Genomic DNA, 20,447 nt, shown 5'->3' on the forward strand with positions numbered 1-20,447 from the left:
ATAAATAATGGAGGAGATGGCCATGGAAGCGCAGCATCTGGTGGAAGCCAACAGCACGTCCCGCACAGCAGCCGAGCGTTTCGGCGTCTTGGAGCGTCCGGATCTGACCTATTCGCCCGCCGTCGTCAAAGAGACCGCGCATCTCTATGAGCGCGTCCGCGACTTCATTCCTGCGATCGAATGGCCGGTCTTTGCGCCCTATATCCATGCCATCAACCGGCTGAAGAAGGAACGCGGCGCCGTTATTCTCGCCCACAACTACCAGACGCCGGAGATCTTCCATTGCGTCGCCGACATCAAGGGCGATTCGCTGCAGCTCGCCCGCGATGCCGTCAGCGTCGATGCCGAGATCATCGTCCAATGCGGCGTGCATTTCATGGCCGAGACCTCGAAACTGCTCAACCCGCAGAAGACGGTGCTGATCCCCGATGGCCGCGCTGGCTGCTCGCTGTCGGAATCGATCACCGGCGCCGATGTCCGTCTGCTGCGCGAGCGCTATCCCGGTGTGCCCGTCGTCACCTACGTCAACACGTCCGCCGACGTGAAGGCTGAAACCGACATCTGCTGCACCTCGGCCAATGCCGTCGATGTGGTCAACAGCTTCGACAGCGACACCGTGCTCTGCATCCCCGACGAATATCTGGCGATGAATGTCGCCAACCAGACGAGCAAAAAGATCCTCACCTGGAAAGGCCACTGCGAGGTGCATGAGCGCTTTACGGCCGACGAACTGCTGGAATACAAGAAGGCCGATCCGCGCATCGAGATCGTCGCCCATCCGGAATGCCATCCGAGCGTGCTGGCCGTCTCTGACTTTGCCGGCTCGACCAAGGGCATGATCGACTATGTCAAGACCAAGCGCCCGGCTCGTGTCCTGCTCGTCACCGAGTGCTCGATGGCCTCGAACATTCAGGTGGAAGTGCCCGAGGTCGATTTCGTCAAGCCCTGCAACCTCTGTCCGCATATGAAGCGCATCACTCTGCCGAAGATCCTCGACAGCCTGCTCTTCATGACAGAGGAAGTCACGGTTGATCCGGCAATTGCGGGCCGCGCACGGCTTGCCGTCGAACGGATGATCAATCTGAAGAATTGAAATACCGGCCGGCCGGGGAGGGCTGAATGGCGACCAATCTTGAATCCATGCGGCCGCAATCCTGGCAGGGCATCGACGATATAGTCATCGTCGGTGGCGGCCTGGCCGGCCTCTTCTGCGCCCTGAAGCTGGCGCCACGCCCCGTCACTGTGCTCGCCGCCGCCCCGATCGGGCAGGGCGCGTCCTCGGCTTGGGCGCAAGGCGGCATCGCCGCTGCCATGAGCCCCGGCGACAGCTTCGACAAACATCTGGCCGATACGGTGTCGGCCGGTGCCGGGCTCGTCGAGGAAAAGATGGCGCGGCTGATGATATCCGAAGGGCCGGACCGCGTGCATGACCTGCTGGCTTATGGCGTACCATTCGACCGCGATCTCGAAGGTCATCTTCTGCTGTCCCGTGAAGCGGCTCATTCCGAGCGGCGGATCGTGCGCGTGGCCGGTGACCGGGCGGGTGGCGCGATCATGGAGGCGCTGATCTCTGCCGTTCGTCGCACGCCGTCGATCCGGGTGATGGAAGGTTATGTGGTCGAGGAGTTGATCGCCGAGGGCCGTTTCGTCTCCGGTGTTATTGCGAGGCCCGATGCCGGCCAGTCGAAGACGCGCGTCGCCTTTCCGGCCCGCGCCGTCGTCCTCTGCTCCGGCGGTGTCGGCCATCTCTATTCTGTGACCACCAATCCTGCCGAAGCGCGCGGCACTGGCGTCGGCATGGCCGCCAAGGCCGGTGCAATGATCGCCGATCCGGAATTTGTCCAGTTCCATCCGACGGCCATCGATATCGGCCAGGACCCGGCGCCGCTCGCGACCGAGGCGCTGCGCGGCGACGGTGCTGTGCTCGTGAATGCGGCCGGCCACCGTTTCATGACCGATCTGCATGCCGACGCGGAACTTGCACCGCGCGACATCGTCGCCCGCGGCGTCTTCGCCGAGGTGGCAGCCGGTCGCGGCGCCTTTCTCGACTGCACCAAGGCGATCGGCAAGGAATTTTCGAAACGCTTCCCGACGGTCTTTGCCTCCTGCCTCGCCGCCGGCATCGATCCAGTCAGTCAGCCCATTCCGGTGGTCCCGGCGGTGCACTACCACATGGGCGGCGTGCTCGTGGATGCCGATGGCCGCACCTCGCTGGATGGCCTCTGGGCAGCGGGCGAGGTGACCTCGAGCGGTGTGCATGGCGCAAACCGTCTCGCCTCCAACTCGCTTCTCGAAGCCGTCGTCTTTGCCGGTCGGATCGCCGACTCGATCAAGGGCATGCTGCCGGAATCGGCCCTTTATGAATGGGGCACGAGCGCTGGCGAGAACGACGACCTTGTGACCGTCGAGGATAGTCCCGAGCTCAAGGACCTGCGCGGTCTGATGAGCCGCTATGCGGGCGTCATCAGAGACGAGGCGGGGCTGAAGGTGCTGATCCGTGAACTCGTGGCTCTGGAGCGCAAGCGCCCGCGCGTACGCTTCTCCAACATCACCGCCACCGCCAAGCTGATTGCCGTCGGCGCTTATCTCCGTACGGAAAGCCGTGGAGCCCATATGCGCGCCGACCATCCCAATCCGCAGGAAGCGCTGCGCCACCGCACCTATCTGACGCTGAAAGATGCCGACCGCATTGCCGCCGAACTGGCCGGCTGAGGAGACCACGCCGATGACCACGAGCCTTCGCCCGCAGCTTTCGCCCCTGATGATCGAGGACCTTGTCCGCAACGCGCTTCTGGAAGATCTCGGCCGGGCCGGTGACATCACCACCTATGCAACGATCGGGCGCGAGAAGACGGCGGTGGCCGATCTGAACAGCCGCGAAGACGGTGTCGTCGCCGGGCTGCCCTTGGCCGAAGCCGCCTTCCGTCTGATCGATCCGTCCTTGCGCTTCGAAGCCTTTGTTGCCGATGGTGACACGGTGGCGCCGGGGCAGGCGATCGCCCGCGTTTCAGGCAACGCCCGGTCTGTGCTGTCGGCCGAACGCGTCGCGCTGAACTTCCTCATGCATCTCTCGGGCGTGGCCAGCTACACGGCACGCTTTGCAGCCGAGATCACCCATACCAGGGCGCGGGTGACCTGCACGCGCAAGACACTGCCGGGGCTGAGGGCTGTGGAGAAGTACGCAGTGCGGCTGGGTGGCGGATCGAACCACCGCTTCGGCCTCGACGATGCGATCCTGATCAAGGACAACCACATTGCGGTTTCAGGCGGCGTCGCCTCCGCGATCCATGCCGCACGCGCCTATGCCGGCCATCTCGTGAAGATCGAAGTTGAGGTTGATGGTCTCGACCAGATGCGCGAAGCGCTTGGCGCGCGACCGGATGTGATCCTGCTCGACAATATGGGGCCGGATCTGTTGCGCGAGGCTGTGGCGGTCAATCGCGAGCATCATGACCTGAGCCCGGTCGACTACGCCACGGATGTCCGGCGTGTCGTCCTCGAAGCCTCGGGGAACGTCAACCTGAAGACGATTCGCGCGATCGCCGAGACGGGTGTCGACTATATCTCGACCTCGAAGATCACCATGGCCGCCCCGACGCTCGACATCGGCCTCGACATCTCGCTCCGCTGAACTCACGACAAAGTTTGCGGATTGTTTTGCGTTGCAGCATGCACGGGTACTCCGCGCGCATCGGAAAACCCATGTGTGCCAAGGTCTTGCTGATATATCAGCATTTGCTTCGCTAGTTATTACCCGTGATTCCTGGTTTTTGACCGGCAAAACCGAATCCCCTAGCCCTTTGTCATGCATACAGTTTGTATCGCATCGGGGTAATGCAGACGGAATGACGACTGTGTAAGGGGCAAGTATGACGACGACACTTTTGAAGCCGGACCGCGCACCCCAGGGCAGGGATGCCCGCCATGATGCTTCGATACCTGCATCTTTTACTGAAAATGATCTCGAAGCTGCCTGTGACGAACGTCACTCCGATACGATATCTGCTTGCGACGACATTTCAGCTGTGCGGTCAAGGCTTGTGACGCAAAAGTCCGCGTCCGGTTCTGAACAGGTGCAGGCTGATCAGGAAGCGGAGACCACTGCGGGCATGACCGAGGACGACACTGTCAGCGTTCTGGAAGTGCTCGCCGAAATGCAGCGCATCATCGACCGGCACCTCGAAAAGACTGCAGGGCAGCAGAGCGAAGGCTGACCCACTGCCTCTCATTTCAAAACCTGGGTTGCACCTGTGGCGGCAGGTGATGCTCAGGCTTCCTTCGCCCGAGCGTCGACGAAGCGTTCGGGTAGGGCGACTACTTGCGGCGAGCCGTGATAGGTCACCTGCGGGAACGGGATGGAAATCCCGTTCTCGTCGAAGGACTTCTTCACCTTCTTGATCATCTCGCGTGACGTCAGCCAGAAGTCGGAGGCCGCCGTCCAATACCAGAGCGTGATGACCACGGCGCTGTCACCCAGCTGGTCGACATGGGTGGAGACGGCGGGATCCTGCAAGACCCGCTTATCCGCCTCCGCATGATCGCGCATGATCTTCTCGGCCAGATCGATGTCGTCATTGTAATCGATGCCGATCTTCAGTTCGAAACGGCGGGTCGGCAAGCGGCTGAAACTGGTGATCGGCACATTCCACAGCGTCGAATTCGGAGCGAGCCGATAAAGGCCGTCAGGGGTCTTCAGCTCCGTGGCAAACAGTCCGATCTCGACGATAATCCCCGAAATCGAGCCTGTATCGATAAACTCGCCGACCCGGAAGGGGCGCAGCACCAGAAGCATGATGCCAGCGGCGATGTTCTGCAGCGTGCCTTGCAGCGCAAGGCCGATCGCGAGGCCGGCGGCACCCAACGCTGCGATGATCGAGGCGGTCTGGACTCCGAACTGGCCGAGGACAGTGACGAAGACGAGAATGAGTGCGCCGTAGCGTACGACATTGGCAAAGAAGCGCGCCAGCGTCTCGTCGATGCCGCGCACGCGCATGAGACCGGAATGGGTCCAGCGGCTGAGCAGGGCGGCAAGCCACCAGCCGATGCAGAGGAGAAGAAGCGCTCCGACGATCGAGAAGGAATACTGGACCGCAAGCTGGCTCGCCTGTTCGAGCGCCGCCTGTGTCGCGAGTATCGCTTCGTTCGTATCCAAGTCCATGCCGTGATTGCTCCCTGCTGTTGATATCCACGCCCTAGATGGGGCCGAGGCAGGCGAGGTCAACCGCTGGTCCGGCCTCCGACCTTGAGGCCCGGCGCCGGACGCTCTTCGAGCACCTGGCGACGGAAGCGGAAGAGGGCCGCCGGCCGGCCACCGGTGGCGGCCTGAGTCGATCCCGTCGGTTCGACCAGTTCGGCGCCGTCGACCAGGCGCCGGAAATTCTGTTTGTGTACGTGGTGCCCGGCAATCGCCTCGACCGTGCCCTGCAGCTCGGTGAGAGTGAACTCCGGCGGCATCAGTTCGAATATGACGGGTCGATACTTGATCTTGCTGCGCAACCGGGCAAGCGCCGTCGCGGCGATCCGCCGGTGGTCATGGCGCATCGGACGCCCCAGGGTCACGGTTGTGCGGCAGCGCTCGACCCGGCCGTCCTGCACGGCTTCCTCGACCAGTCCTGCTTCGTAGAGCAGCTCGTAGCGCTCCAGCACGTGTTCTTCGTCGAAGGGGAAGTCATCGAGACCAAAAGCAAGTCGCAGCCGTGAGCGGCGGGAGGAGGCCGATGTCTCTTCTGCCCATGAGGTCAGCGCCGGCAGGATGACACGGTCCAGGAGAGCCGGACGTCCCTGCCGCCAGTCCTCCCAGGGAAGATAGCCATACCAGTCACGCCATCGGGCTCCGGACAGTTCGAGCCGTGCATCGCCGTCGGTGTCGAGCCTCGTCAGCGCAAGATAGCCGACGGAGACGACATGGGGTCCCTGGTCGCCGGGCATCTTGTGGCGGCCGCGATCCCCGAAGGTGTAGAGTTGCTCGATGTAACCCAGTTCGAGCGCCGTTTGTGCTTCGACGGTATGCCGAAGCGACATCTCCATCGTCCGGTGCCGGTTCGGATCGAAGGGGCCGAAGGGCAGCGCATCAAGTGCGTTGCCGTCCTCTCCGACCGCGAGCAGGCGTGGGGTACGGGCGTTGATGGCGACGATCGCGGCATTGAGCCCGATCTCGATCTCCGCCGGTGCCGTCATGACTGGACCGGTTCCCGCGCGGGAAGCGGCAACACGAAGGGTGTGTTGCCGTCGGCATCGGCGCCGCGCCCGAGCGTCTTCACCGCCTTCACAAACCGGCCACCACGACCGAGCATTTCGTCGCCGATCTCCACCAGCCGCATATTGGGCGTGGCAAAGGGCGAGGCTTCCCGCAACCGTTTCGCCAGTGCATCGTCGTCATCGTCGGGAGCAATCGCAAGGCTCGCGATCATCGCAGCTGCCGGAGACCGCGACACGCCCATCCAGCAATGCACGACGAGAGGTGCGGCCTGATCCCACGCCTTTGCGAAACCGATGATCTCGGCGACATGTGCTTCCTGCGGCGCAATCAGATCGCCGGTGCCGGCAAAGCTGATGTCGTTCATCGAAAGCTTCAGATGCCGCTCGGCCTGGATGACCGCCGGCCGGTGAAAATCCTGATTGGCCGCGAGCAGGCTGATCATCTCGCGCGCCTTGTGACGCACGGCCATCTCGGCAATTCGGGCGAGCGGTGAAACGACGATGACGCTCATGCGCGGGCCCAGGTCGTCGACTGCCTGCCGGCCTCGATCTCTTCGAAGCGTTCGAGGAACTTTGCCTGGGCCTGATAGGCGGGCAGCGGTTCGATCAGGATCGTATCGCGGGTGAAGCCCTTGGGCTGGCCGAACAGCTTGCGGGCTTCGGCCTCGGCAAAGCCGGCGAGCACGGTTGCCTCGAAATAGGCAGAGATCATGTCGGCCTTCTTGATCAGGTCCTTCAGCACCGCTTTCGGATGGGCAGGCAGGCCGAAGCGCAGATGGATGGCCGCCTCCAGCCGTTTCTCGACGACCTTGTAGCCGCCACCGACAACGGCCTTGAACGGCGAGATCATGTCACCGATCACATATTCCGGCCCGTCATGCAGCAGCGCGACCATCAGCTCGTCTGCCGTGGCCTTCGTATTGGAGCGGCGGAAAATATCCTCGACGATCAGGCTGTGCTGGGCAACGGAGAAGGCATGATCGCCGGAGGTCTGGCCGTTCCAGCGGGCGACGCGGGCAAGCCCATGGGCAATATCGGTGATCTCGACATCAAGCGGCGAGGGGTCGAGCAGGTCGAGACGCCGACCGGAGAGCATGCGTTGCCAGGCGCGGGCGGAGGGCAGAGCGGCAGCCGAACCCATGTCAGGCCTCCTCGGCCGAGCTGGGGAAAGTCAGTCCCGTCCAGCCGGGAAGGGCAACCGATACCGGCACATCACCGGCTAGGATGGGCTCGCCGACTGCCATGGCTTCGCCGGCCTTGTCGATGCGGACAATCGCAAGCCCGCGCTCGCCAGCGACCGTGCCGAGCGCGCCGATCGCCTTGCCGCCGATGGTGATCTCTGAGCCGGACGCTGGAAGCGGCGCTTCGCCCGAGACGATCACCACGCGGCGCCGCGCGGTCGAGCGATGCTGCATGCGCGACACCACTTCCTGACCGACATAACATCCCTTGCGGAAGGAGACGCCACCCGACTTGTCGAAGAGAATGTCGTGCGGAAAGGCGTCCTGAAGCGCGTAGTCCTGCCCCGATTCCGGCACGCCGTGGAGAATGCGAAGCGCATCGTAAGCGCCCCGGTCGCCAGCACCATCGAACCGGCCGGGTTGGCGGCGAACCTCGGTTCCGGCGAGCGCGAATCGATGGTCGGCGGCGCCATCACTGGCCTCTCCCCAGATGACCGTCGCACCGGTTTCCGGCAGCGTCTCGATCGTCACGGCAGCGCGCAGCTTGTACATCGTCATACGCCTGACGAAGGCTTCCACCTGATCGGCGCGGATGTCGATCATGAAGCCGTCATCACGGTGGGAGATCAGGAAATCATAGAAGATCTTGCCCTGCGGCGTCAAAAGTGCGCCCGGCCGCCAATCATGGTCCGCAAGTGCCCCGAGATCGGTGGTGATCAGATTCTGCAGAAAGTGCTCGGCATCCGCCCCCGTTATTCGGACAAAGGCGCGATCGGGCAGGAAGGCTGAGGGCATGGGGTCCACCGGGCTGTTTCGATGCCGACTGAGTTAGGCGCTGCCAGTCTAGACGACAAGCAGTTCCGATCACAGCCCACAGTTTGCCCCACAATCTGGATCGTGGTCAGTCGCCGACGGAGAGGAACTTCCAGCGGCCGTCGGGTGTGATGCCGACGCGGAAGAAGTTGTAATTCCCGTATTCCTGCATCTCCGCGACGTCACCAGCCGTCACGATTCGCAGCAGTTCGACCTTCTCCTGCGGCGTCAGCAGGCCGAGCGACTTTCCGACGAAATAGGGCCACACATAGGCCTCGTCCGCCGTGCCCTTGTCGACTTGCACGAAGCCGGTGGAGAAAATGTCGAGCAGAATGGCCAGGATCTCGATTCCGTCGCTGTCGCCGGAGATCGCCATGAGCGCCTCGATCGGATCCTGGTCAGGCGTCTGGAGCGGCACCACAGTCTGGTCCGGTCCGGGGTTCATCAGCGGCTTCAGCTTCGAGATGTCGCCGGTCTTTGCGGCCTCAATGATCAGCTCGCGCATCCGCCGCACGGGTTCCGGCGCCTTCTCGATGTCATAGATGACTTCGGCCGGGGGACCGGCGGGCTCCATGTCTTCGATATCCCCGGCCTCTTCTTGCTCAGGAGAGCGGATCAACGGATCCGGGTCGGGGATCACCGGGATCGAATCCTCGATGACATCAAGTTCCTCGTTCGACGCTGGCTCCGATGATTCGGCGGCCGGCGGAGTGATATCCTTGATGTCGGATAGGGCAATGGCTGGCAGGGCCACCCCCGCAGAGGCAAGCATGAGCGTCAGCCCGCTCGTCAAGCGGAGGAGCCTGACCCGCGACGAGATCATCATTGTGTCCCTCGATTGATGTCTTATTGAAGCTGGCGTTCGGGCGAGAACTCGCCGGCGAGCAGCCGGGCCTTGAGCGCGTCGAGAACAGCCTCGGCGCCATGTTCGCCATGAATGCGGATGGTCTCGCGCATCGCGAGCGCAAAGGACGCCTCGGCGATGATCTCGGGCTCGATCCCATCGGCCATGCCATCGGCCCAGGCTTCGTTCTGGTATTCCAGCGCAGCCTGCATCTTCTCGTGAACGATCATCTCGTCGATTTCGTTGCGGCGCGGTTCCATGGGCATTCCTCGAAGCACTTACTCAGTCCTTAACGACCCTATCAGCCTTTTGCCAAAACGACACGGGGCCAGACTAAAAGAGGTGAATTTATCGTTAATTTCCGAAACGTGCGGTAATTTCTGTGGCAAGTGTTGCGCCTTCGATACGGTAATTCTGCTCTGCACGAACTGCGGCCGGCGTGCAAGAGGTGTAGACGGAGGCGAAAGAACGGTAGCCTCGGTTGTAGGCAGCCGTCATCCGTGCCCGGCGCTTCGGCTCGGCGCGTGTTTCGGCGTCCAGCAGTCCCTGCAACGATTGCCGCCATTCCGGTTCCCCATCCGCCTTGCAGAGATTGCGCAGGTAGTGAACCGCTCCGATGATCTCCGAAAGTCGCGCGAGACGGTCATCATAGGGCGTCGGCTTTTCGGTGTCTGCCACGGGCGGAACGATAGCCTCAGTGCTGCCCTGTGCGGCCACCGGACCGGCGATTGCGAGAAGAGCCGCGGCAAGGCAAAGGGGCTTTGTGATCTTGCTCATGCTTCGCCCCCGATCGTGGTCGCTGACGATAGGCGCAGGATGCAGTCGCGCACGCTCTCGGGGATGGGAAGCCCAAGCACTTCTTCGGGAAGAAACCAGCCTGCCTCGAGCGCGTCGCTTCTAGCTTCGGCTTCGCCCGTTCCGTCAGCCTCTACTCTGAAGACCGAAAGCAGGAAGTGGCTGCCCGCGACGCCAGCCTCGGGCAGAAGCTCGACCGTCTCGAAAAGTCGCGGATTGCGCCCGATGATCCCGGTTTCTTCGAACAGCTCCCTGAGCGCCGTCTCCTCCGGCGTTTCCCCCGGCTCGGCGCGCCCCCCGGGAAAGGCAAAGAGGTCCGCCGCCGGCGGATTGCCGCGCCGGACGAGGAGGTAGCGCCCGGCCCGCTCGACGATGGCGGAAGAGGCGAGGCGGGGCATGCTCATGAACAGGAAACTCCGGTCGGAAGATCGCAACGTGGCGACGAAGCAGTGTCGCCCGATTATCGCGAGCTTTGCCGCCCCCTGCAAGCATCGCGTCATGCCTTGACCCTGAAGGGTCGCACTGCCATCTACGTTCCATGTGCGGACGTTTTGCCCTGACTGCGAGCCCGGAAGAAGTGGCGGAGATCCTCGGCGTGATGGAGCTCGAGGGCTTTCCGCCACGCTACAATATCGCGCCGACGCAGCCGATCCTCGTGGCGGTGGCATCCCCGCCCGCCGAGCCCGGTTCGAACCGGCCCGATCGCATGGCGGTGCTGGTGCGCTGGGGGCTCATCCCGTCCTGGGTCAAGGATCCCAAGGAATTCACACTGCTGATCAATGCCCGTTCCGAGACGGCAAACGAGAAGGCGTCTTTTCGCGCGGCGATGCGGCACCGGCGTATTCTGGTTCCAGCCTCCGGTTTTTACGAGTGGCACCGGCCGCCAAAGGAGAGCGGCGAAAAGCTGCAGGCCTACTGGATCCGCCCGAAGAGTGGCGGGATCGTCTGCTTCGGCGGGCTAATGGAAACCTATATGTCGAAGGACGGCTCCGAGCTCGATACGGGCTGTATCCTGACGGTCGGGGCAAACAAGGCCATCGGCGAGATTCATGACCGCATGCCGGTGGTGATCCAGCCGCAGGATTTCAGCCGCTGGCTCGATTGCCGCCACGGCGAACCGCGCGATGTGGCGGATCTGCTGCGACCCGCAGCGGAGGACTATTTCGAGGCGATCCCGGTGTCCGACCTCGTCAACAAGGTCGCGAATGTCGGACCGGAACTGCAGACACCGGTCGCGCTTCCGCCGAAAAAGCAAAAGCCCACCGCGGACAAGTCCGGCGACGGGCAGATGAGCTTGTTCTAGGCAATGTCCGGAACAGGAGGTGAGCCTCTCCTCCGCCGAATCGCCGTCTTGCCGATGATCTTCAGGCGACCTTCGGTGCCGGCTTGGGCTTCAGCATCAGAGCTGCTGCGAGAACGGCCTTGAGGCCGAGCGGGCGGTAATTCGAGGCAAGATTCTCGTTTGCCGGCTTCTGCTGCTCGGCTTGATTCTCAGTCGTCATCATCATGTTCCTTGGAGTGTTTCCTGACCGGTGTTTTTTGTTTGCGGCTCTCTCTGCGGAGATCATGACAAAAGCGTGGCCGTTGCTGTGACTCAAATCAAATTTGAAGAAAAAGAGTAGATATGGAGAGCCCCGCGCAAGCTTTTCGGCTTGGCGGGGCTCAAAAATACTTCAAGCTTGAACGAAAACGCGGGTCAGACGCCCCGATCGATCTCCGACAGCCCCTTTTCGGCTGCTTCCTCGCCAATCGTCAGTGTACCGTAGCGGCGATGCCAGTTGCGGGCGCCGAACGGCAGCGAGCAGAGATAGAGAAGCACGCTGACAACAAGCACTTCCCAGGTAAAGCTCATCAGAAGTGCGACGTAGAGCACGACGCCGAGAATCATCGGAAACACAAGATCGCGGCGAACATGGCTGGTCTCCGACTTGCCGGACCACACCGGGAGGCGACTGACGAGGAGATAGCCGATGACGACGGTGTAGGCCGTGCTGGCATAGGCAAAGATGCCGACCGGTGCCACGCCGAGAAAGCCGAGATAGATCGGCAGCATGACGAGTGCCGCACCCGCGGGTGCCGGCACGCCGACGAAAAACTCCGACTGCCACGGTGCCTTGGTCTCGCGCTCATCCATCACGTTGAACCGCGCGAGCCGCAGGCCGGCCGCGATCGCATAGATCAGCGCTGCAATCCAGCCGAGCGAACGGGCCTGGTCGAGCACGAAGACATAGAGAACGAGGGCAGGCGCCACGCCGAAATTGATGATGTCGGCGAGCGAGTCCATTTGCGCGCCGAATTTCGATGTCGCCTTCATCATCCGCGCGACGCGGCCATCGATGCCGTCGAGAAAGGCGGCGGCCAGCACCATGGCGACCGCCAGTTCGTAACGGTTTTCGAAGGCGAGCCTGATCCCGGTCAGACCGGCACAGATCGCGAGCACCGTGATCAGATTGGGGATGATCAGCCGGAGCGGAATTTCGCGGAGCCTCGGGCCGCGCGCACCCGTATCAGCCTGGGTGCTGCCGCGTAGTTCGGTCGAGGGGGTCTGATCGTCCATCCAAATCTCCTCAGCTGCGGCGGCTGATGACCGGCCCCTTGGCCGAGCCGAACTCGGCGATCACGGTCTCGCCGGCAATCGCGGTCTGACCGAGCGAAACACGGGGTTCGGCACCTGCCGGCAGAAAGACATCAAGGCGCGAGCCGAAGCGGATGAGGCCGAAGCGTTCACCGGCATCCAACGGCTCGTTCATGTTCGTCCAGCAGATAATGCGGCGGGCAACGAGGCCCGCGATTTGAACGACGCCGATGGCACCATGCTTGCTGTCGATGACGAGGCCGTTGCGCTCGTTGTCGGTGCTTGCCTTGTCCAGTTCGGCATTCAGGAACTGGCCTTCCTTATAGGCGATCGTCGTCACCCGGCCGCGCATCGGTGCCCGGTTCACATGGCAATTGAAGACGTTCATGAAGACCGTGATGCGCAGCATCGGCTCGGTGCCGAGATTGAGTTCCTGCGGCGGAACGACCATCTGGACGGAGGACACGCGACCATCGGCCGGGCTGATGACCAGATCGTCGTCCTGCGGCGTCACACGCTCGGGATCGCGGAAGAAATAGGCACACCAGAGGGTCAGGATCAGGCCCACCCAGAAAAGCGGATCCCAGATCCAGCCGAGCACCAGCGATGCAACGAAGAAGGCTGCGACGAAAGGATAGCCTTCCTTGTGCACGGGCACGATCGTCTTGCGGATGGTTTCGAACAGATCCATGGGGTCCTCGGTCTTTTAATTGTGTCGCCCGTGACTACTCTGAAAGCCGCAGATGGGCAATGCCGGCGGTCAAATCAAGGCGCGCTAAAGCATATGTGACAATCCACAGCTGGCCCAAAAAAAGCTCAATTGCGTTCAGGCGTGGCGAGACTTTGTAAATAACTGCACCCTAAAAAAGGGGAGGTGGATTTAAGCAGGATCCGCGATGCGGGACCGTTGTCGGCCCGGTCCGGACAAGGAATGACCGTTGCAGCTCGCCAGGCACATTGAACCGGATTCGGACACGGTAACGCTCGCCACGATATCCTGGCATTCCTCCCGCGGACTGCCGCCGCCGGCCTTCATCGCGTCCCTCTCTCCGTCTCGGATCACCGCTGCAGAGGCGCTGCAAAACTCGTCGCTTTGCTTCCTTGATTGCGCTGACAAGGCCGCAATCGCCCAGGTTGTCCGGCTGCGCGAGATCTGCGGAAATGGCATTTATCTTGTCGCGGTGACGGGGGCAGTCACCGCCGAATTTCAGGCTGAACTCTTCGACGCCGGGGTCGACGATCTCCTGATGGACGATGGCTCGGCCCAGCTGCTGCGCTGCCTCTTGCGCGCCAAGCGTCACCTTACCCTGCTGCAGGCACACCAGAAGACACTCGACGCATTGCAGGACAAGCTCGATGCCTGGCAGGACGGCTTGGACCATCTGCCGACGCCGATCTACCTGAAAGATGTCGGCGGACGCTATCTCGGCTGCAACACGGCGTTCAGCCATTTTGTCGGCACCGAACGTGACCGCGTCATAGGCCAGACCCTCGCTGATTTTCTGCCGCTGGATGTTGCCGAGGCGCATCGGGAATCGGACCTCGAAGTGATGCGCAGAGGCGGCGTCATCAGGGTCGAGACCGATGTCTGCGTGCCCGACACGGGCGTGCGCCATGTCATGCTGCACAAGGCCTGTGTCGCCTCGCCGGAAGGCGGCCTTCGCGGCATTGCCGGCGTGCTGATCGACATCACCGAACGCAAGGAGCTGGAGGCGCGCCTGACGGCCGCTGCCGAGCGCGACCCGCTGACCAATGCTTTTAACCGTCGCAAGTTCTTCCAGGTGGCGGGTTCGGCCATCGAGACGGCGAAAGAAGGTGAGCAGAGCTTTGCCGTGGCTGTCATCGATATCGACCACTTCAAGTCGATCAATGACGAACTGGGGCATGGCGAGGGAGATCTCACCCTCTGTTCGATCGTCGATACCCTCAGAGCGCACGAGGCGGAGGGCGTCCTGGTCGCGCGTGCCGGAGGCGAAGAGTTCTTTGCCTTCTTCTCCGGCGAGAATGCAGCCCAGGCGGAGGACATTCTGGAGCGGATGCGAACCGACATCGCCCGCTACTGTGCGGTTGCGACCGGGATGGGCACCGCCGGCACCATCAGCATCGGCCTTGCCAATTTCGATCCGCTGCAGGAGACGATCGACCACGCGCTTCGTCGGGCCGATCTCGCCCTTTACCGGGCAAAACGCGACGGCCGCAATCGGCTATGCCGGGCGGATTGACCGCCCGGTGTCGCTGACCGCCAGCGTTAGACGGCTGGCGGGCGCCGGACCACGACGCCGAGTTCGTCGCTTTCGCGCACTTGCCGCAGCATTTCTTCGGCCTGAGTCGCCTCCCGCTGACGGTTCCACATTGAGGCATAAAGGCCGTCCTGGGCCAGAAGCTCGCTATGGCTGCCGCGTTCGGCGATCTCGCCGCCCTTCAGCACGATGATTTCGTCAGCGCCAACCACCGTGGACAGACGGTGGGCGATGACCAGCGTCGTGCGGTTCTTCGAGACGATGTCGAGGGCGGACTGGATCTCGTGCTCGGTGGTCGTGTCGAGCGCCGAGGTCGCCTCGTCGAGGATCAGGATCGGCGGCGCCTTGAGCACCGTACGGGCGATCGCCACGCGCTGCTTTTCACCGCCCGAGAGCTTCAGCCCGCGCTCCCCGACCTTGGTGTCGAAACCATCCGGCAGATCCTTGATGAAATGCGAGATCTGCGCGACCTCCGCAGCCTGTTCGATCTCGGCGTCAGACGCGCCGGGTCGACCGTAGCGGATGTTGTAGGCGATCGTGTCGTTGAACAGCACAGTGTCCTGCGGCACCATGCCGATCGCGGCTCTGAGCGACTTCTGGGTCACATCCCGCACGTCCTGGCCGTCAATGGTGATCGAGCCCTTCTGGACGTCGTAGAAGCGGTAGAGCAGGCGGGATATGGTCGATTTGCCGGCGCCCGAGGGACCGACGACGGCCACAGTCTTGCCGGCGGGGACCTCGAACGACACGCCTTTCAGGATCCGCCGGTCCGGATCATAATGGAAATGCACGTCCTTGAAGGCGATGGCACCTTGCGCGATGGCAAGCGGCGTTGCCCCGGGACCGTCGACCACCTCGGCCTGGACTTCGAGAAGATCGAACATCTGCTCGATATCAGTCAGGCCCTGGCGGATTTCGCGGTAGACGAAGCCGATGAAGTTGAGTGGGATCGACAGCTGCATCAGCATGGCGTTGACGAAGACGAAGTCGCCGATCGTCTGTTCGCCGCGCTGCACGGCAAGTGCGGACATCACCATGATGATCGCAGTGCCGACACCAAAGATCAGGCCCTGGCCGAAGTTCAGCCATCCGAGCGAGGTCCAGACCTGGGTCGCGGACTTCTCATACTTCGCCATCGAGGCATCGAAGCGCTTGGCCTCCATCTCCTCGTTGCCGAAATACTTGACCGTCTCGAAGTTGAGAAGCGAGTCGATCGCCTTGGTGTTCGCGTCTGTGTCGCTGTCGTTCATCGCGCGGCGGATGCCGATGCGCCAGTCCGACGCGCGGATCGTGAACCAGATATAGGCCCAGACGGTGAAGGCGGTGACGCCGAGATAGGAGAAGCCGTAGGTCCACCAGAAGATCGCGGCCGTCAGGATGAATTCAATGAGCGTCGGGATCGAGTTGAGGATCGTGAAGCGGACGATCGTCTCGATGCCCTTGGTGCCGCGTTCGATGATGCGCGACAGGCCCCCGGTCTTGCGTTCCAGATGGAAGCGCAGCGACAGCTGGTGCATGTGCACGAAGGTCCTGTAGGCGAGCTGGCGCACCGCATGCTGGCCGACGCTGGCGAACAGCGCGTCACGAAGCTGGTTGAGGCCGACCTGCAGGATACGGGTGAGATTGTAGAAGATGACGAGCGCCACGGCTCCCAGAAGGAAGGTCGGCAGGATGCCCGCCATGTCGATCCGGCCGTCGAGCGCATCGGTTGCCCATTTGAAGAAATAGGGAACGAGGATCAGGACGAATTTCGAGATGATCAGGAAGACGGTCGCCCAGACGACGCGCATCTTGAGATCAAATCGGTCGGCCGGCCACATATAGGGCCAGAGGTTCACGAGCGTCTGCATCGGGTTGCCGTCGTCGGCCGATACCGTCTTCTTCTTCGCCTCTGCCATCCCCGACCCTCTCGCTGCATGCAGATTAAAAAGCGGCGATCCCTTTTGAGGATCGCCGCTCTCATTCACTTAGGTTTTCGCTCGTGCGAATACAATAACGGAACTGTGAAAGCTCAGTTCACCGCCTCGCCACGCAGGCGCTTTCGATGAATTTCTTCCGCATTGGGAAGCGCGTCGCGCGGCACCGTGAAGATCTGGCCGGGTTCGATCAGGTCCGGATTGTTGATCTGGTTCTCGTTGGCGAGATAGATCGTGGTGTAGCGCACACCCTGCCCATAAACGCGCCGCGAAATCTGCCAGAGCGTATCGCCGCGGCGGATGATGACGCTGCTGTCGCTCTGTTCGAGCGGCGCCTGCTGGATTGTCTTCGGCTCGCCGGATGCAGCCGCATTCGTCGGGGATGCTGCCGCCACATTGGTCTCGGACTGAGCCGGTGCCTGCGCTGACGGAGCGGGTGCCGGATCGTTGAGGAGGTCACGGATCAGCGCGACGAGCTGCGGCAGGGCGGCGCCCAAAGCATCCACATTGCCGTTCGGTACAGACTGCAGGAGCGCAAGCGCCTCGCGAGCCTTGGCGCCATGGCTGTTGAAGGCGGCGGCAAGGTCTGGTTCGACATTGGGGCCCGGACGGAAGCCGATGATCGACTGCAATCCGATTTCCGTGGCCGAACGCGCCGCTGCCGCCTGCTCCAGGGCGGGCTTCTGACCGTTGGCGAACAGATTTTCCAGGATCGTCATCGCCTTGGTCAAGGAGATCCGCAGCCGCTCGAACTCAATCTGTTCGGGGGTGGTCGGCGACGACGCAGCACCCGCTCCCGTCTGGGCGACGACGGAGACCTGCTCGCCGGCGGGGCGCTCGAACGGAACCGAGGCGCGGACGACCACCTTGCCGGTGGAATCCAGGAGTTCCACCTCGATGATGTGGTTGCCGACCTCGAGTTTCATTTCGCCTTCGATGACGAAGTTGCCGTTTCCGTCGCTCGCCGCTTCGCCGATGGTGGCCTTGTTGGCAAAGCCACGCACCCGCGCCCCGGCCGGCGCTTTGCCGGCGACGAAGATGCGGTCGCCTTCGATCTCGACCGCAGTGACCTGCACTTCGGTGGCGCCGGGAAGGGCCGTGGGTTCTTCGGCCACGGGTTCATTTGCGGGGGCTGCCGCCGTTTCGCTCATGCCCGGCATCGCAGGCGCTGAGCCGGCAAGTTCGCTGGCGGCAGCGGGAAGTTCCGGCAGGGCAACGCCGCCGGCCGGTGCAGCGGCCGGCTGGCTTGCCGATGCGGGAGCATTCTCGGAATCGGGAAGGGTGATCAGACGGCTCGCCTCGCCAGGCTTCGAGACCATGGCCAAGAGCTCGCCCTTGCCACCTTCCGGCACGGAAATCGTCGCAACCTCTTCCGAGGTGACGACCTTGCCGTCGGGAGCCGTGGCGCGGATCTGCAGCGCGTGATCGCCGGGCGGCAGCGGCTGATCGAGCACGGCGGCAAAATCGCCCGTGCCGTCGACCGTTTGCGAGGAAATGACCTGGTCTCCATTCAGGATCTCGACGGTCGCGCCCGGCACGGCGTTGCCGGCGATCACCGTGGAGCCATTGGGCTCGACACGAAGCACGTCGAAGCGGGGCGCAATCTCCGTCGTCGCTTCAGTGACGGGCGCGGGCTGGGTGACCGGCTTGCCGAGCAGCGCATCCTTGATCGAGGCGATGAGGCCTGCGGCCTTTGCCGGATCGGCCGGTAGCTGCTGGACCATCTCCAGAGCTCGCGCGGCATCGGCCTGTACCGTCTTGATGCCGTTCATGACCGTCGCATCGAGGTCGTCGGGAATCTCGATCGATGAAAGTGCCTGAAGGGCGCCCTGAGCCAGTGTCTTGGCGGCGGTATAGGCTTCGATGCCCGGCGTGCGGCCATCGGCAAACAGCGCCGAGATGCTGTCGACGGCCTTCACGGCCTCTTCTTTCAGGCGATCCATCTTCTGGCTGGCTGCGCTGGCGACGTCTTGCACGGCGCCTTCGGCCGTCGCCTGGGCCTCATCGGCTGCAGACTTCGCCGCGTCGGCGGCAGCATTCACGGTCGGCAGATCGCTCACCGGCGGATTGAGCCGTGGCATGATGACGAACACCATCAGCAGGCTGACGATGGCAAGGACGATCAGGACCACCCAGAGGGCACGGTTCTTCATTTCTCAAGTCTCCCGGCGGATCAGCCGCCATTCCCTTGGAATTGCTAGCGTCAACCCGATGAATCGACAAGCGGCGATGGATCAATCCACCCTGCCGGACAAGGGTTTTCAGCCAATTTTGTTGACCTGCAGCGGCGTAGCCTGTTTTTTGCCCCGCATGAGCGAACAGAAAACCCCGATTCGATCCGTCTGCGTCTATTGCGGCTCCCAGCCCGGACGCGATCCCGCCTTCATGGAAGCCGGCCGAAATTTCGGTCGCGCCCTGGCAGAAAACAACCTTCGCCTGGTCTATGGCGGCGGCACCAAGGGCATCATGGGGGCGGTTGCCTCGGGCGTGCTTTCGGCCGGCGGTCATGTCACCGGCATCATACCCGAATTCCTCGTCGACATGGAAGCGACGCGCCATTCGCTCGGCCAGCTGAACGAATTGATCATCACCAAGGACATGCACGAGCGCAAGCACGCCATGTTCGAGCGCTCTGACGCTTTCGTGACCCTTCCGGGCGGCATCGGCACGCTTGAGGAGATCGTCGAGATCATGACCTGGGGTCAGCTCGGCCGTCATGCCAAGCCGATGGTCTTTGCCAATGTCAACGACTTCTGGAAGCCTATGCTGGAGCTTATGGACCACATGTCGGCCTCGGGCTTTATCCACACCGCCCATCTCGTGCGGCCGCTGGTCATTGACCGAATCGAGGACATTGTGCCCGCCATCGAGGTCCGCTGGGCCGAGGCCGGATCGCCCGAAGGCGACCCGGAGACGATTTCCAAGCTTTGAGTTCAGCGCTGCCGAAGCATCGGCAGCGTATAGATCACCAATGCCGACCAGATAAGCGGGAAGGCAACGGCTTTCGCCACGCTGAAGGGTTCGTTGAAGACGAAGACGGCGGTGATGAAGATCATCGACGGCGCGATGTATTGCATGATGCCTATGGTCGAGAGGCGCAACAGCTTGGCGCCGTTCGCATAAAGGATCAGCGGCACTGCCGTCACCAGTCCTGCCGAGGCAAGCAGGATCGTATCGGTCATGTTGCCCATCAGGAAATGCCCGCCCCCCTGCAGGTTCAAATAGACAAGATAGCCGAGCGCGATGGGCGAAAGCAGCAGCACTTCCAAGAGGAAGCCCTGGTTCGGCCCGATCGGCAATGTCTTGCGGAAAAAGGCGTAGAAGCCCCAGGAGAAGGTCAGCGCCAGCGCCACCACCGGCAGGCGGCCTGCCTCGACGGTCAGGATGACGACAGCGATCACGACCAGCGAGAGGGCCGCAATCTGCGTCTTCTTCAGCTTTTCCTTGAGAATGACAGCACCGAGCAGGATCGAAAACAAAGGATTGATGAAGTAGCCGAGCGCCGTGTCCAGCGCGTGTCCAGTCCCTATCGCCCAGACATAGATGCCCCAGTTGACGCTGATCAGCGTCGCGGTCACGGCGGCCATGCCGAGCATGCGCGGATTGCGCATCGCCTTCTTCAACTCATCGGTGCGCTTGAGGATGATCAAGAGCAGGCCGGCAACCGGGATCGACCAGAGGATGCGGTGAGCGATCACCTCCGCCGGCGAGATATGCGCGAGCGCCTTCATGTAGAGTGGCAGGAAGCCCCACAAAAGATAGGCGGAGAGCGCAAAGAGAAAGCCGTTCAGGCTGTCCCGGTTCTCGGCGGGAGCGGTGACGTCGGCCATGGTGTTTCCTGACTTTTGTTATGCTTGGAAACGGGATTACGCCTGCAAGGTTGCA

22 protein-coding genes are annotated in these 20,447 nt (G+C 62.5%); 7 read left to right on the top strand and 15 right to left on the bottom strand.

Features of this window, described 5'->3' with window-relative positions:
• Window positions 1-22: 22 nt before the first annotated feature.
• The 4 genes from nadA (at window position 23) to D4A92_RS14235 (ending at window position 4,214) form a co-directional block, all read left to right on the top strand.
• Window positions 23-1,093 (top strand): quinolinate synthase NadA, encoded by a 1,071-nt coding sequence (gene nadA, locus D4A92_RS14220; protein ID WP_203014320.1) that lies wholly within the window; start codon window positions 23-25, stop codon window positions 1,091-1,093.
• A 26-nt stretch (window positions 1,094-1,119) separates the two neighbouring features.
• Window positions 1,120-2,712 carry an L-aspartate oxidase gene (locus D4A92_RS14225; RefSeq protein ID WP_203014323.1) on the top strand — a complete coding sequence of 531 codons (1,593 nt, stop codon included), beginning with the start codon at window positions 1,120-1,122 and terminating at the stop codon, window positions 2,710-2,712.
• 13 nt (window positions 2,713-2,725) lie between these two features.
• Window positions 2,726-3,631, top strand: coding sequence for a carboxylating nicotinate-nucleotide diphosphorylase (nadC, locus tag D4A92_RS14230; RefSeq protein ID WP_203014326.1), 906 nt, complete (start codon window positions 2,726-2,728; stop codon window positions 3,629-3,631).
• 238 nt (window positions 3,632-3,869) lie between these two features.
• Complete coding sequence (locus tag D4A92_RS14235; protein ID WP_203014329.1) at window positions 3,870-4,214, top strand: hypothetical protein; 345 nt, start codon at window positions 3,870-3,872, stop codon at window positions 4,212-4,214.
• A 53-nt stretch (window positions 4,215-4,267) separates the two neighbouring features.
• On the opposite strand, the gene D4A92_RS14240 is transcribed toward D4A92_RS14235, so the two are convergent.
• The 9 genes from D4A92_RS14240 to D4A92_RS14280 all read right to left on the bottom strand — a co-directional run bounded on the left by D4A92_RS14240 (window position 4,268) and on the right by D4A92_RS14280 (window position 10,235).
• Window positions 4,268-5,158, bottom strand: a complete 891-nt coding sequence (locus D4A92_RS14240; protein WP_203014332.1) for a mechanosensitive ion channel family protein — start codon at window positions 5,156-5,158, stop codon at window positions 4,268-4,270.
• Between the two features lie 59 nt (window positions 5,159-5,217).
• On the bottom strand, window positions 5,218-6,177 hold the full coding sequence (locus D4A92_RS14245) for an NUDIX hydrolase (RefSeq protein ID WP_203014335.1): 960 nt from the start codon (window positions 6,175-6,177) through the stop codon (window positions 5,218-5,220).
• Window positions 6,174-6,710 (bottom strand): tyrosine phosphatase family protein, encoded by a 537-nt coding sequence (locus D4A92_RS14250; RefSeq protein WP_203014338.1) that lies wholly within the window; start codon window positions 6,708-6,710, stop codon window positions 6,174-6,176. Before D4A92_RS14250 ends, D4A92_RS14245 begins: the two co-directional genes overlap by 4 nt.
• Window positions 6,707-7,339: an HD family hydrolase gene (locus D4A92_RS14255; protein ID WP_203014340.1), complete on the bottom strand. Its 633-nt coding sequence runs from the start codon at window positions 7,337-7,339 to the stop codon at window positions 6,707-6,709. Before D4A92_RS14255 ends, D4A92_RS14250 begins: the two co-directional genes overlap by 4 nt.
• Before the next feature lies 1 nt (window position 7,340).
• Entirely contained in the window at window positions 7,341-8,174 is an 834-nt protein-coding gene (locus tag D4A92_RS14260) for a YgfZ/GcvT domain-containing protein (RefSeq protein ID WP_203014342.1), read from the bottom strand.
• Between the two features lie 106 nt (window positions 8,175-8,280).
• Window positions 8,281-9,018, bottom strand: coding sequence for a hypothetical protein (locus D4A92_RS14265; protein WP_203014343.1), 738 nt, complete (start codon window positions 9,016-9,018; stop codon window positions 8,281-8,283).
• Window positions 9,019-9,038: 20 nt separating this feature from the next.
• Window positions 9,039-9,296: a hypothetical protein gene (locus D4A92_RS14270; protein WP_054150473.1), complete on the bottom strand. Its 258-nt coding sequence runs from the start codon at window positions 9,294-9,296 to the stop codon at window positions 9,039-9,041.
• Between the two features lie 94 nt (window positions 9,297-9,390).
• A complete protein-coding gene (locus D4A92_RS14275; protein WP_203014345.1) occupies window positions 9,391-9,813 on the bottom strand; it encodes a TIGR02301 family protein in 423 nt (140 codons plus the stop codon).
• Window positions 9,810-10,235, bottom strand: coding sequence for an NUDIX hydrolase (locus tag D4A92_RS14280; protein ID WP_203014348.1), 426 nt, complete (start codon window positions 10,233-10,235; stop codon window positions 9,810-9,812). The genes D4A92_RS14275 and D4A92_RS14280 overlap by 4 nt, the downstream gene beginning before the upstream one ends.
• 134 nt (window positions 10,236-10,369) lie before the next feature.
• Here D4A92_RS14280 and D4A92_RS14285 point away from each other — a divergent pair, with 134 nt between their 5' ends.
• Window positions 10,370-11,134 carry an SOS response-associated peptidase gene (locus D4A92_RS14285; protein ID WP_203014351.1) on the top strand — a complete coding sequence of 255 codons (765 nt, stop codon included), beginning with the start codon at window positions 10,370-10,372 and terminating at the stop codon, window positions 11,132-11,134.
• A 61-nt stretch (window positions 11,135-11,195) separates the two neighbouring features.
• Here the strand turns inward: D4A92_RS14285 and D4A92_RS14290 are convergent, their stop codons facing one another.
• The 3 genes from D4A92_RS14290 to D4A92_RS14300 form a co-directional block, all read right to left on the bottom strand.
• Window positions 11,196-11,333, bottom strand: coding sequence for a hypothetical protein (locus tag D4A92_RS14290; RefSeq protein ID WP_167539703.1), 138 nt, complete (start codon window positions 11,331-11,333; stop codon window positions 11,196-11,198).
• 194 nt (window positions 11,334-11,527) lie between these two features.
• Window positions 11,528-12,388 (bottom strand): CDP-alcohol phosphatidyltransferase family protein, encoded by an 861-nt coding sequence (locus D4A92_RS14295; RefSeq protein WP_203014354.1) that lies wholly within the window; start codon window positions 12,386-12,388, stop codon window positions 11,528-11,530.
• A gap of 10 nt (window positions 12,389-12,398) precedes the next feature.
• Window positions 12,399-13,097, bottom strand: coding sequence for a phosphatidylserine decarboxylase (locus tag D4A92_RS14300; RefSeq protein WP_203014357.1), 699 nt, complete (start codon window positions 13,095-13,097; stop codon window positions 12,399-12,401).
• 247 nt (window positions 13,098-13,344) lie between these two features.
• Between D4A92_RS14300 and D4A92_RS14305 the strand changes: the two genes are divergently transcribed.
• Window positions 13,345-14,628: a GGDEF domain-containing protein gene (locus tag D4A92_RS14305; protein ID WP_203014360.1), complete on the top strand. Its 1,284-nt coding sequence runs from the start codon at window positions 13,345-13,347 to the stop codon at window positions 14,626-14,628.
• Window positions 14,629-14,654: 26 nt separating this feature from the next.
• Here the strand turns inward: D4A92_RS14305 and D4A92_RS14310 are convergent, their stop codons facing one another.
• Both D4A92_RS14310 and D4A92_RS14315 read right to left on the bottom strand, forming a co-directional pair.
• Window positions 14,655-16,544 (bottom strand): ABCB family ABC transporter ATP-binding protein/permease, encoded by a 1,890-nt coding sequence (locus tag D4A92_RS14310; protein WP_203014363.1) that lies wholly within the window; start codon window positions 16,542-16,544, stop codon window positions 14,655-14,657.
• A 113-nt stretch (window positions 16,545-16,657) separates the two neighbouring features.
• Window positions 16,658-18,715 carry a LysM peptidoglycan-binding domain-containing protein gene (locus D4A92_RS14315; protein WP_203014384.1) on the bottom strand — a complete coding sequence of 686 codons (2,058 nt, stop codon included), beginning with the start codon at window positions 18,713-18,715 and terminating at the stop codon, window positions 16,658-16,660.
• 157 nt (window positions 18,716-18,872) lie between these two features.
• Here D4A92_RS14315 and D4A92_RS14320 point away from each other — a divergent pair, with 157 nt between their 5' ends.
• Window positions 18,873-19,493, top strand: a complete 621-nt coding sequence (locus D4A92_RS14320) for a TIGR00730 family Rossman fold protein (protein ID WP_203014396.1) — start codon at window positions 18,873-18,875, stop codon at window positions 19,491-19,493.
• Between the two features lie 2 nt (window positions 19,494-19,495).
• Here D4A92_RS14320 and rarD read toward each other — a convergent pair whose 3' ends face one another.
• A complete protein-coding gene (gene rarD, locus D4A92_RS14325) occupies window positions 19,496-20,392 on the bottom strand; it encodes an EamA family transporter RarD (protein ID WP_203014411.1) in 897 nt (298 codons plus the stop codon).
• Between the last annotated feature and the right edge of the window lie 55 nt (window positions 20,393-20,447).

The organism is Rhizobium rosettiformans, assembly GCF_016806065.1.
Classification (GTDB): Bacteria; Pseudomonadota; Alphaproteobacteria; order Rhizobiales; family Rhizobiaceae; genus Allorhizobium.